Origin of the sequence: Aminobacterium sp. EBM-42 (genome assembly GCF_001896635.1) — a bacterium.
GTDB lineage: Bacteria > Synergistota > Synergistia > Synergistales > Aminobacteriaceae > Aminobacterium > Aminobacterium colombiense.
Window position 1 is genome coordinate 148,233 of record NZ_MPPC01000011.1, and the last position, 11,663, is coordinate 159,895.

Below are 11,663 nucleotides of genomic sequence, written 5' to 3' on the forward strand. Positions count from 1 at the left end.
AAAAGGTGAGACGAATCAAATGGAGCAAAAAAAGTATGATGTAATTGTTGTTGGCGGCGGCCATGCAGGATGCGAAGCATCTTTAGCCGCGGCACGCATGGGAGCGAGAACGCTCATGCTGAACCTTTATCTTGATAATACGGCGCTTATGCCTTGTAATCCATCTATTGGAGGGCCGGCGAAAGGTCATCTTGTAAAAGAAGGAAATGCCTTGGGAGGAGAACAGGCCCGGGCAGCTGATTATTCTACAATGCTCGTACGGTGGCTTAATACATCGAAAGGGCCGGCAGTTCAAGCGTTACGGGCCCAGTGTGACCTTCGCGATTATCATGATCATTTTATATGGACCATAGAAACAACCCCCAACTTGGAAGTACATCAAGATATCGTGACAGACCTGTGGATCGAGAATGGTTCCATTCGCGGCGTTAAGACGAAATACGGTTTTACCTATGAAGCAGGCGCTGTTATTTTAACAACAGGTACTTATTTACGAGGCCAGGTTCACATTGGTCTTTTAAACTACTCTTCTGGCCCCATGGGACAAGTGCCATCTACCGAATTGAGTCGTTCTCTTCTTGAGAATGGTATCGAAATGGGGCGCATGAGAACAGATACGACCCCCCGACTTCATATAGACACTATTGATACATCCTCTCTCATTGAACAGAAAAGTGCTGAAGAACCTCTTTGCTTCGACCTCTGGGGAGAGAAAAAGACATACACCGGATATTCCTGTTACCTGACTCGGACGAACAGTTATCTTCATAATATTATCCGCGAAAACCTTGAGCGATCTCCTCTTTGGACAGGGCTCATGAGTGGTCTTGGCCCTCGATATTGCCCTTCCATTGAAGACAAAATAATCCGTTTTCCAGATAAGGACAGTCACCTTGTCTTTTTAGAGCCTGTATCACGAAAAAATAAGGAAGTCTACGTACAAAATTTTTCAACAAGCTTGCCCTACGATGTTCAGGTTGAGATTGTTCATGCTCTTCCTGGCTGTGAAAAAGCCCAAATTACACGGGCTGGCTACGCAATTGAGTATGACTATGTCATACCAACTCAGCTTGCTCCTTCTCTTGAAACAAAAAATATACGGGGACTTTTCTGCGCGGGACAGATCAATGGAACATCAGGGTATGAAGAGGCGGCAGCACAAGGGATAATCGCTGGTATGAATGCGGTACTCTATACGAGAAAAGAAGCTCCTGTTGTACTTAAGAGGTCAGATGCCTATATCGGCGTACTCATTGATGATCTGGTGACAAAAGGCACAAACGAGCCCTATCGCATGCTTACAAGCCGTTGTGAATATCGCTTGCTTCTCCGTTTCGACAATGCTGATCGTCGTCTCGCCCCTATAGGAAGACGAATGGGTCTTATCGATGATGGCAAGTGGCAGATATTGCGGGAGAAATGGGCGGCTGTGGATCATGAAAAAGTGCGACTTTCAAACCTGAGGATAAACCCATCTGAAAAAGTTAATGATTGGTTAGTCCGCGCAGGCTCTTCTCCCCTTGAAGAAAGTGTCAGGGCGATAGATCTTTTGTGCAGGCCAGAAGTGACCTATGGTGCCATGAGACCTTTTTTGCCTCTAATAGAGCGGCCATTAACGGATGAAGAAGCCCAAAGCCTTGCTATTGAAGTAAAGTATGCTGGATATATTGAGCGCCAGCAGCGTCAGATTATCCGGCTTAGCAAAGGTGAAAAGGTCTATATTCCTGAAGATTTCAGTTATGATGAAGTTCCTGGTCTACTTTCGGAAAGCCGACAGAAGCTCGAAAAGATCAGGCCGCAAAATCTTGCTCAGGCAAGCCGAATATCAGGAGTGACACCAGCAGATATACAGCTTCTGTCTGTTTATCTTGAAACCAGAAGGAGGCGGAAGGAGCGTGGTATTACGCCATCGCCATGAGGCAAGTTCTGTTGAGACTTTACTCGAGAGCATCTTTTCTTCAAATGGGAAAAAGCATATTCTTCTCTCTCATGTGGCCCAGCACTGGCAAAAGATAGTAGGCAACGTTCTCTCGAAACGAAGCCGACCTTTTGCCATTGAAGGAACGTTGCTTTGTATTCGAGCAGAAAGCCCTGCAGCGGCTCAGCGTCTTTCTATGATGGGAGCTACAATTGCTCAAAAAGTCAGTAAAGAGTGGGATTTGCCTGTTTCCGGCGTTAAGGTCGTTATTGGGAAGATTTCTGCTCGGAGGATTCCAAAAACAACAGGAAAAAAACAGGTTCTTATAACACCTAGAGCAGATGAGATTTCTAAGAATCTGGAACGTTTAAAGGATCGTATTGATGACCCTGATATAGCTATCTCTCTTGCAACGTTGATGGCAACGTGGAATCGCAGATTTGGCAAATGAAACGTTCTGAGAAAATTATCCAGGGCGTTATCTATTCTGTAACTTAATTAGCGTGTGTTGCCAGATAGTGATAGGCTATGCCTGATAAAAGAGCTGAACCTATTTTAAGAACGTCTTCATCGATCTGAAACTTTGGATGATGATGGGGGAAATCAATGCCTTTTGCGGAATTCCCGGCCCCGAGGAAGAAGAACGCAGATGGGACGTGATGCCCGAAATAACTAAAATCTTCAGAACCCATCACAAGGCGGCACTCTTCCACATTGTCTTTTCCAACAAACTCCGCGGCAACATTCATGGCCATAGAGATCATTTCAGAATCGTTGATCGTAGTCGGTAAAAATCGTTTATAATCGAGCTTGCCTTCGCAGCGGGAAGAGATGCATTCACCCTCAACAATTCTGTGCATTGCTTCTTCTATATGATCTTGAACCTGGGGGTTGAAGGTTCTCACAGTTCCGTTTATTTTGACAGAGTCAGGGATGATATTGAAACTATTTGAATTTGTCTTAAGACCCCCCAAACTTACAACGGCAATTTCCTGGGGGTCAATTTCACGGCTTACAATAGTATGAAGGGCTGTTACTATTTTAGCCGCCGCTACCGTAGGATCCACGGACAGTTCAGGGGCAGAACCGTGGCCGCCCTTCCCTTTGATCGTGAGATACCATCCATCAGCAGAAGCCATGATAGGCCCCTTCCTATAGGCCACTTTACCAGCGGGGATGGGAGACCAAATATGAAGGGCCGCAGCAGCGTCAACACTCTCTAATGCACTCTCTTTGATCATAGCTAAGGCACCGGATTTAATGCCATGTTCCTCTGCGGGTTGAAAGATGAGGCGTACTCGTCCCTGGATCTGCTCTTTTATTTCAGCTAGAATATGCGCAGCGCCGAGAAGCATGGCTATGTGAGCATCGTGGCCACAGGCATGCATGTTATCGTTTGTGGAGGTATAGGGCAGTCCAGTTTCCTCTTTGAGGGGAAGGCAGTCAATGTCAGCTCTCAAAGCGATGCAATGAGAATTTTGTGTGCCAGTGATTTCAGCAACTACACCTGCTTCTGTGCCGCCAAAACCGACTTGAAGAATGGAGAATCCTAGAGCTTTTAATATTTCGATAATTTTTTGCGTGGTTTGTACTTCTTTCCATGATAGTTCTGGATTTGCATGGAAATGCCGCCTAAGATTAATGATTTCATCTTCATGTTTAGCAACTAATTTTGAGATTTGATTGAACATGATATATTCCTCCTGTTAAATTTATTTAAAACCGGAAATGTCTCTTGTTAAGATGAGAATAATGTTAACAGAATATAAGAAATTCACAGTGTTATAGATATATAATACAATTTAAATAAGGATTATGTATCATCAAACAAAAGAAATTGTAAATAGGGTGGTGAAACTATGAAAAAATACAAATTCTTTTGGATGATAAGCCTAAGCTCCTTGTTTTTTATTCTTTTGTGCAGTGGGGCATGGGCTAATAGTTGGGATGATCTAGTACGTTTCTACGATCTTGATAAAAGAATGACATATGAAGCCCATATTCTTCGGCAAAAGCTGCTTCAGGAAGCTTGTAACATTTCTTCAGAAGAACTTTGGCGTTCCCTGCGGCAAAACCTTACACCGAGGCAGAAAGCCGCAAATAGTCTCTTACTTATCGAAAGGCTATGTTCTGGAAATCTACAGAATTGGGAAGAAGTGGAAGGGTTTTGGTATCCAGGGCTCATGCCTAAGCCTCTGGCATTGATAGAAGGATTTTATTTTTCGCTTTGGTCGCTGTCAGAGCTGCCTGACGAGGCCTCGCCGTGGCTCGCCTTTACTCTTATTAAAGACCTGCGCTCTTCTTCAAGGGGGAAGCTCTATTTTCTTGAAATGGCTCCCCATGAGTACGGTGTGATACTCAAACAGCTTAAAGCTCGTGGTGTTCCATTGCCTGATAACTGGTTTGATTTTGAGGAGAGAGGCTCGTTACCACTCATTCGCTCTTTTAGGGGACGGATTGGTTACGATAGCGTTCTTTTAAAGAATATGGTTTTTCTTAACAATGCCGGTCAGCCTTCCTCAAATGGTTATTATGCGTGGGACCGTGATAGGGGATATGTTTATCAGGTGTCAACTAGCAGTCGGAGACGTATTTTTATTATCTGGGATTAGTGATTCTTAATTAGTGATCCTTAAATAGACTACACCAGGAGGCCGATCTTCTCAACATGCTTACTTTTTTGCCGTCGAAACTGAAACAGTTTCTTCAACGCGAGTGGCTAACAATAATCTATACTACTATCGGCACTATAATAATAAGCTTTGCACTTGTCGCTTTGATCATGCCATATAGATTTGCCAGTGCTGGGCTGACAGGTATTGCCCTTATAAGTCATTATGCCTTGAATATTTCCCCAGCGTGGATCATTGCCATAGGGAATACTGTTTTATTGCTTTGGGGCTGGAAAGTTCTGTCCCCCCGTTTTGTAATTTGGACTTTCTATGTGTCGATCTTAATGACCGTTTCTGTTATGTTTTTTGAACTTTTTACATATCCATTAATTCAAAATGTTTTTCTCGCGGCTATCCTCGGCGGAGTTTTAGGAGGCCTTGGAATGGGGCTCATTTTTCTGGGCGGAGGCTCCAGCGGGGGAACAGATATTATTGTTATGGCGGCGAGAAAAAAATATGGTATTGATGTGGGCATGTACTCTTTTTATATAAATATGGGGATTCTTCTTGCCTCGTGGTTTGTAGTGGATCTGGAGCAGCTTCTCATGGGTGGGGTTCTTCTCTACATTGAAAGCCTTACCATTGATAACGTGCTAAAATCATTTGATCGCAGAAAACAGCTGATGATCATTACTCAAAAGCCGGGAGAAGTAAAGCGTTTCATTATTGAAGAGCTCGACAGAAGTGCCACAATTATCGATGCTCGAGGTGCCTATTCAGGAGAACCTAAGAATATGATAATGGTGGTGCTTACCAGAAGACAGGCCATGGAACTTAAACGACACGTTGTTTCAATTGATCCCATGACTTTTATTATTCTCTCGGATGTGGCTGAAGTGGTTGGAGATGGATTCAAACATTGGAAAAACATTTAATAGGGCACAGAAAGGGAGGGCGAGACGAAACAAATGGAAATTGTAAACAATATCGATTCAATAAGGCAAAAACTAGCTTGTAGCAGACGGCAGGGAAAAAGCATTGGTTTGGTTCCTACTATGGGGTTTCTCCATGAGGGTCACCTTTCTCTTGTTCGAAGGGCGGCGAAAGAAAACGATATAGTTGTGGTGAGTATTTTCGTCAATCCCACCCAGTTTGGGCCTCAAGAAGATTTTGAGAGCTATCCCCGTGATCTTGAGCGTGATGCCCTTCTAGCCGAGGAGGCTGGCGCGAATTTTATTTTTTACCCAACAGTGGGTGAAATGTATCCTCAGAAATATGAAACCTTTGTAGAAGTAACGGAATTGACAAAGGAACTTTGTGGACGTTCCAGACCAGGGCATTTCCGGGGAGTAACCACTGTAGTTACAAAACTTTTCAATATTATTCTTCCGGACAAAGCCTATTTCGGACAAAAAGATGCTCAGCAGGCTATCGTTATCCAGCAGATGGTGAGAGATCTCAATCAGAATGTTGAAATTTGCGTTTGTCCCATAATTAGAGAGAAAGATGGCCTTGCTATGAGTTCTCGTAACACATACTTAACGCCTGAAGAGCGAGAACAATCTACTGTTCTCTCCGCATCCCTTGAAATGGCTCAGCAAATGGTTGAAAATGGGGAACGGGATGCCGCAAGAATTAGAAAAGCAATAGAAGAGCTCATACTCAGCAAAGACAAAACCCGTATAGACTACGTGGAAATTGTAAGCGCCCATAATTTGAAACCTATTCAAGTTCTTTTTGGCAAATGCCTCATTGCGTTGGCTGTAAAATTTGGGGCTACCCGTCTTATTGATAATATAATGGTAACGGTAGCTCAATAAGGAAGAAGGAATCTCAGTCTAATTGCGGGATGACGTTACCCTCGTCTAATGCGAAATCTTTTCCTTCTCTTGACAGTTTTATTTTTGTTTCGTATAATCCGACCCAATCCATGTGAAATGGAACTTTATAATTCTACATTGTTAAAGGCGATGAAACAAGGCGCTTTTCCAGGTCGAAACCTTACCAGAGATGGGTGTTCAGCGGCTGAGAGGCATCCTTAAGGGGACAGGAAAAGCCAAAAACTTGTGGAGCTGGAGTGGAAAGGTGAAAGAACTGGAGTACACTCACGAAATTGTCTTCACGTAACGAAGACCGAGTTGGGACACATGTAAAAATGTGTTCAAGCAGGGTGGTACCGCGGGCATTTAGATTTCAAGAGGCTCGTCCCTTCGGGGACGGGTCTCTTTTTTTATTGGTTGTCAGGCAAAGGAGGAGTAATAATAATGAGGGTAGCAGTTGTAGGCGCGACAGGTGAAGTGGGACGGACAATGGTTCGGGTACTTGAAGAGCAGGGAGTTAGACCGGACGAACTTCGACTTTTTGCTTCTGCCAGATCAGCTGGAACATCTTTGTCCTTTTGTGGAAATTCCTGTAAAGTTGAAGAGCTAGGGACTGAAGTCTTAAAAGAAGGTTTTGACTACCTTCTTTTCTCTGCTGGTTCCAATGTGTCGAAACAATATGCTTCCATAGCTGCAGAAGCGGGATCAGTCGTTATTGACAATTCATCCGCCTTTAGAATGACTCCTGATATCCCTCTCGTAGTTCCTGAAATTAACGGGGATCTCTTGCGAGGGTACAGAGGTATTGTGGCCAATCCAAACTGCTCCACGATTCAAATGGTTCTTGGGCTCTATGAAATTCATCGTCGTTTTGGAATAAAATCTATAGTTGTGAGCACCTATCAATCGGTATCTGGAGCGGGAAAAAATGGAATAAATGAACTTGAGAGTCAAATTTCAGGCCATGTGGAGCCTAAAAAATTCGTTCGTCAAATTCATCTCAACGTAATTCCTCAGATTGGGGCAATTCTGGAAAATGGATTCTCGGAAGAAGAGATGAAAATGGTTGATGAAACTCATAAGATTCTGCGGGACGATTCTATAGGCATTTGGGCCACCACGGTACGTGTTCCAGTACTTTACGGCCACTCGGAAACAATTTGGGTAGAAACGAGAAAGCCGGCATCTCTTGATGAGGTTCGAAAAGCCATAGAGGCGAGCGAAAACGTAGAATTGACAGATAAGGTGATATCGCCTCTTGATGGCGCTGGAACAGATCTTGTCTATGTTTCCCGTCTTCGAGCTTTTGATGATACACGGTTCTTAATGTGGAATGTAGCGGATAATATTCGTGTTGGAGCGGCAACAAACGCCGTTCGCATCTTAAAGAAACATCGAGCTCTTAATGCTCGCAGCTTTGAATAGGAGGTGTGTGGTCTATGTTTAGCGGAACAGGAACAGCAGTGGTGACCCCTTTTAAAAGCGGGAAGGTAGATTACGAGAGTTTTGAAAGATTTTTGAACTTTCAAATCAACGGAGGCGTAGACTTTCTTGTTGTTCTTGGGACAACAGGAGAAGCGCCGGCTGTAACGGCTAAGGAACGGGAAGAAATAGTCCGTTTTGTAGTAAAAACAGTTGAGGGAAGGGTTCCTGTTGTAGTAGGAACTGGCTCCAACTCCACGGAAGCAGCCATAGAACTTTCTAATCAGGCTCTTTCGTTGGGCGTAGACGGTGTTCTTGTGGTGACCCCCTATTACAATAAGCCTCCCCAGGAAGGTTTATATCAGCACTACCGTACCATTGCCTCCCGCATTAATAAAGGGCGGCTGATCATTTATAATGTACCGGGTCGTACAGGGGTCAACATACTGCCTGAGACAGTACTTCGTTTAGCTGAGATAGAGAATATTGTTGGTATTAAAGAAGCTTCCGGCGATGAAGCTCAGGTTGACTACCTCATTCGAAAAATGCAGAAACAGCGTCCCAACTTCTTTATTCTTTCAGGCAACGATGACCAGGCTTTCCACCTTGTCAATGCCGGAGGAGACGGGGTTATTTCTGTACTTTCCAATGTGGCGCCCAGAGAAACGTCAACAATGATTCGTTTCGCCCTTGATGGCGAGATAGGGAAGGCCAGAGAGCTTCACTTGCGGCTTTTCCCCTTGATGAAGGGGCTCTTTTGCGAAACCAACCCCATTCCCGTCAAGTATGGAGTGAGTCGCCTTGGATATTGCGAGAACGAGCTTCGTCTCCCTCTTATTCCTGCATCCTCCAAAGCTATGGCCGTGGTTGATGAAGCCCTGAAAGAGAGCGGCATCTACTAATGCGTTACGGACTTGTGGGAGCTTCCGGCCGGATGGGGCAGGAAATTCAGAAGGCTTTTGCTGAGCATACCCTCTGTCTCACAGTGGATATAAACGGTGAAACATGTGACGATACTCCTCAGGTTATAGTTGATTTTTCTAATCGCATGGCATTACCGCGTACTATTGAGCTTTGCCGTTTGCACAGAGCTGGATTGGTTGTTGGAACCACGGCTATTGTGCAAGAAGACATAGAGCTCCTTCGCAAACTGGGAGAGACGGTTCCCGTTGTCCAGAGCTTTAATTTTTCCGTTGGTGTTAATATCCTTAAAATGGTGTTACGACAGTTTGCTCCGTACCTTGAGGACTGGGATCTGGAAATATGTGAAACTCATCATAACAAGAAAAAAGATGCCCCATCAGGTACAGCTATTTTGATGAGAGAGGTAACAGGGCGTAATTGCCCCACCCATTCTCTTCGAATGGGGGGAGTTCCTGGTGATCATTCCGCATTCTTTGCGAATGAGGGAGAAGTTCTTGAATTTACCCATCGCGCCCTTTCCCGTTCAGTTTTTGCCTTGGGAGCGTATCGTGCGGCCCAGTTTGTTGTTAACGCCGAGCCAGGATTTTATTCTTTCGAGGAGGTTATCGCATGCGCACCGAGGAAATCATCAAGCTTATAAAGGAATCAAAGAAGCGAACTCCTGCCAAGGCCTATCTTTCTGGAAACCTTGAGAAGTGTGTCTGGGGAGAGTTGACCTTTATTGGCAGCAACCATTTTGGCATGCTTATAGGCGACCACAAAGAAATAGAATTGGCCCTTTCAGCCAATGCGTCCCATATTGATGGGACTTATATTGAAGTGGAGGCACGAAATTCCGCTTTGCCCCTTGCGGATTTGACAAAATATGATGCTCGTATTGAGCCAGGAGCCATCATTCGCGATATGGTGGAAATAGGCAAGGGCGCAGTTGTGATGATGGGTGCCGTTATTAACATTGGCGCTGTTATCGGGGCAGGCACCATGATAGATATGAACGTTGTTGTAGGTGGGCGGGCTGTTGTTGGCGCTAATTCCCATATCGGCGCAGGGGCTGTGGTAGCTGGGGTCATTGAGCCTCCGAGCGCTACACCAGTCATGATAGATGACAATGTTTTAGTGGGAGCCAATGCTGTTATTCTTGAGGGTGTGCATATTGGGGCTGGGGCAGTTGTGGCTGCAGGGGCTATTGTAACGAAAGATGTGCCCCCAGGAGCTGTGGTAGCTGGTTCTCCAGCCCGCATCATAAAAATGGTCGATGCTAAAACTGCTGATAAAACTCAGATCGTGCAAGACCTGAGGAACCTCTGATTGGGAGGTTTTAGAAAGTGATCGTACAGAAATATGGCGGATCGTCAGTTGCGACACCAGAAATGATTCGAGCCATAGCAGAAAAAATAAAGAAGCGTGTGGAAGAAGGGGAAAAGCTTATAGTGGTTGTTTCAGCTATGGGAAAAACCACCAATAACCTCATTGACCTTGCGAACCAGGTTTCTTCAGATCCCCTTCCGCGAGAACTTGACATGCTTCTAGCTACAGGGGAACAGACGTCTGCGGCTCTTCTTTCAATGTCGCTGAACGATCTTGGTGTGCAAGCAGTATCATATAATGCCTTTCAGCTTGGCATGATCACCACAGGAACTTTTTGTAATGCCCGCATCGTGGATATTGACATGAAAAAAGTTGAACGAGAGCTCAATCAGCGTGATGTAATAGTTGTTACAGGTTTTCAGGGGATCACTCCAGAAGGGGAGATCACTACATTGGGCCGAGGGGGCTCTGATACATCTGCTGTAGCTATTGCGGCAAAAGCAGGAGCCCGCTGTGAAATATATAGTGATGTGGCCGGAATCTATACCTGTGACCCTAAAATTTGCCCAAACGCTCAGAAACTCGACTATGTCACCTATAACGAGGTACTGGAACTTTCGTCCATGGGGGCAAAAGTCCTTCATTCGAGAGCTGTGGAAATAGCAAAAAAATATAACGTTGAACTGTATTGTGCCTCGACTTTTTCAGATGAAAGGGGGACTCTTGTGGTGGGTACATTGCCTGAATGGTTGGAACAGCCTGTTGTTACAGGAGTTACATCTGATCCCAATCAGAGAAAGGTTACAATCAGCCCTATGCCTGGGGGAATACAGGCAATGAGTGCTTTGTTCACGGCATTGGCTGATAAAGGAATAAATGTGGATATGATATCCACAGTAAACGATAATGGCCATTCTTACCTTACCTTTACAGTTGTTGAAGGAAAAGGTCCAGTAGTACGTAGAACGGTGGAAGAAGTAATGGCCTCTTATGATGGCTGGCGCGTCACTGAAGATGATAAGGTTGCAAAAGTATCAGCAGTGGGAGTAGGTATGGAATCGGCTCCCGGCGTAGCCGCGAGATTTTTCTCCGCTCTCTGCAGGGAACAGATTCGAATGTATGGAACAAGTACTTCAGAAATTAAAATATCCACTCTTGTAGCGAAGACTGATGCCAATAGGGCAGTAAGGGCTCTAGTGCATGAGTTTGGTTTAACAGAGGTTGAAAATTAGCAAGAGCCGCTTCATGTGAAGCGGCTCTTGCTAATTCCCTAAGCAATGACGTGTTTTACTTCTTTAGCAATATATTCTGTAGTGTGTTCTGCCATTTTATTTTTCCTTTACGAAAGCTCTTTTACTTTGATAAGAGCTTCTTTTAGTGTCAATCCTTCAGCTTTTATATACTTTATACCAGCGAGTTTTAAGGCATCTTCCGCATTGGGGCCGACATGGGGAACAATCACAATATCAATATTGTATTTTGAGAGAAGTCGAGCAGCAGCTCCTCCTGCGCCATGTCCTTGTTCTAAAAGAGGATTTTGTATCGTCTCAAGAAGAGTTCCTTCCTCATCGAGAATGACAAAATAGGGAGCCCGAGCAAAGCGTTCAGCAATAGAACTTGTAAGAGAAGGTTCGTTAACAGCAGCAGCAATCCGCATAC

At 44.7% G+C, this 11,663-nt stretch carries 12 protein-coding genes; 10 read left to right on the forward strand and 2 right to left on the reverse strand.

From position 1 onward, the window contains the following. The first annotated feature begins 19 nt into the window (after positions 1–19). Positions 20–1,918 (forward strand): tRNA uridine-5-carboxymethylaminomethyl(34) synthesis enzyme MnmG, encoded by a 1,899-nt coding sequence (mnmG, locus tag BUC50_RS04080; protein ID WP_273312033.1) that lies wholly within the window; start codon positions 20–22, stop codon positions 1,916–1,918. Beyond that, on the forward strand, positions 1,896–2,369 hold the full coding sequence (locus tag BUC50_RS04085) for a DciA family protein (protein WP_213700516.1): 474 nt from the start codon (positions 1,896–1,898) through the stop codon (positions 2,367–2,369). The genes mnmG and BUC50_RS04085 overlap by 23 nt, the downstream gene beginning before the upstream one ends. A 43-nt stretch (positions 2,370–2,412) precedes the next feature. On the opposite strand, the gene BUC50_RS04090 is transcribed toward BUC50_RS04085, so the two are convergent. Beyond that, complete coding sequence (locus BUC50_RS04090) at positions 2,413–3,609, reverse strand: M20 metallopeptidase family protein (protein ID WP_213700515.1); 1,197 nt, start codon at positions 3,607–3,609, stop codon at positions 2,413–2,415. A gap of 168 nt (positions 3,610–3,777) precedes the next feature. Between BUC50_RS04090 and BUC50_RS04095 the strand changes: the two genes are divergently transcribed. From BUC50_RS04095 to BUC50_RS04130, 8 genes are all read left to right on the forward strand, one after another. Beyond that, on the forward strand, positions 3,778–4,530 hold the full coding sequence (locus BUC50_RS04095) for a hypothetical protein (RefSeq protein WP_213700514.1): 753 nt from the start codon (positions 3,778–3,780) through the stop codon (positions 4,528–4,530). 56 nt (positions 4,531–4,586) lie between these two features. Further along, positions 4,587–5,465 (forward strand): YitT family protein, encoded by an 879-nt coding sequence (locus BUC50_RS04100; RefSeq protein WP_213700513.1) that lies wholly within the window; start codon positions 4,587–4,589, stop codon positions 5,463–5,465. A gap of 33 nt (positions 5,466–5,498) precedes the next feature. After that, on the forward strand, positions 5,499–6,350 hold the full coding sequence (gene panC, locus BUC50_RS04105; RefSeq protein WP_213700512.1) for a pantoate--beta-alanine ligase: 852 nt from the start codon (positions 5,499–5,501) through the stop codon (positions 6,348–6,350). A gap of 444 nt (positions 6,351–6,794) precedes the next feature. Further along, positions 6,795–7,775, forward strand: coding sequence for an aspartate-semialdehyde dehydrogenase (locus BUC50_RS04110; RefSeq protein ID WP_213700511.1), 981 nt, complete (start codon positions 6,795–6,797; stop codon positions 7,773–7,775). A 14-nt stretch (positions 7,776–7,789) separates the two neighbouring features. After that, complete coding sequence (gene dapA, locus BUC50_RS04115; RefSeq protein ID WP_213700510.1) at positions 7,790–8,674, forward strand: 4-hydroxy-tetrahydrodipicolinate synthase; 885 nt, start codon at positions 7,790–7,792, stop codon at positions 8,672–8,674. Next, a complete protein-coding gene (locus BUC50_RS04120) occupies positions 8,674–9,336 on the forward strand; it encodes a 4-hydroxy-tetrahydrodipicolinate reductase (protein ID WP_213700509.1) in 663 nt (220 codons plus the stop codon). The genes dapA and BUC50_RS04120 overlap by 1 nt, the downstream gene beginning before the upstream one ends. Beyond that, positions 9,306–10,004: a 2,3,4,5-tetrahydropyridine-2,6-dicarboxylate N-acetyltransferase gene (dapD, locus tag BUC50_RS04125; RefSeq protein WP_273015605.1), complete on the forward strand. Its 699-nt coding sequence runs from the start codon at positions 9,306–9,308 to the stop codon at positions 10,002–10,004. The genes BUC50_RS04120 and dapD overlap by 31 nt, the downstream gene beginning before the upstream one ends. Positions 10,005–10,021: 17 nt before the next feature. Continuing rightward, on the forward strand, positions 10,022–11,236 hold the full coding sequence (locus BUC50_RS04130) for an aspartate kinase (protein ID WP_213700508.1): 1,215 nt from the start codon (positions 10,022–10,024) through the stop codon (positions 11,234–11,236). A 107-nt stretch (positions 11,237–11,343) separates the two neighbouring features. On the opposite strand, the gene BUC50_RS04135 is transcribed toward BUC50_RS04130, so the two are convergent. Beyond that, positions 11,344–11,661, reverse strand: coding sequence for a NifB/NifX family molybdenum-iron cluster-binding protein (locus BUC50_RS04135; RefSeq protein WP_213700507.1), 318 nt, complete (start codon positions 11,659–11,661; stop codon positions 11,344–11,346). Positions 11,662–11,663 lie beyond the last annotated feature (2 nt).

Coding starts and splice junctions, on each gene's coding strand:
- mnmG (WP_273312033.1), top strand. CDS start 20: ATGGAGCAAAAAAAGTATGATGTAATTGTTGTTGGCGGCGGCCATGCA.
- BUC50_RS04090 (WP_213700515.1), bottom strand. CDS start 3,609: ATGTTCAATCAAATCTCAAAATTAGTTGCTAAACATGAAGATGAAATC.
- BUC50_RS04095 (WP_213700514.1), top strand. CDS start 3,778: ATGAAAAAATACAAATTCTTTTGGATGATAAGCCTAAGCTCCTTGTTT.
- BUC50_RS04100 (WP_213700513.1), top strand. CDS start 4,587: ATGCTTACTTTTTTGCCGTCGAAACTGAAACAGTTTCTTCAACGCGAG.
- panC (WP_213700512.1), top strand. CDS start 5,499: ATGGAAATTGTAAACAATATCGATTCAATAAGGCAAAAACTAGCTTGT.
- BUC50_RS04110 (WP_213700511.1), top strand. CDS start 6,795: ATGAGGGTAGCAGTTGTAGGCGCGACAGGTGAAGTGGGACGGACAATG.
- dapA (WP_213700510.1), top strand. CDS start 7,790: ATGTTTAGCGGAACAGGAACAGCAGTGGTGACCCCTTTTAAAAGCGGG.
- BUC50_RS04120 (WP_213700509.1), top strand. CDS start 8,674: ATGCGTTACGGACTTGTGGGAGCTTCCGGCCGGATGGGGCAGGAAATT.
- dapD (WP_273015605.1), top strand. CDS start 9,306: ATGCGCACCGAGGAAATCATCAAGCTTATAAAGGAATCAAAGAAGCGA.
- BUC50_RS04135 (WP_213700507.1), bottom strand. CDS start 11,661: ATGCGGATTGCTGCTGCTGTTAACGAACCTTCTCTTACAAGTTCTATT.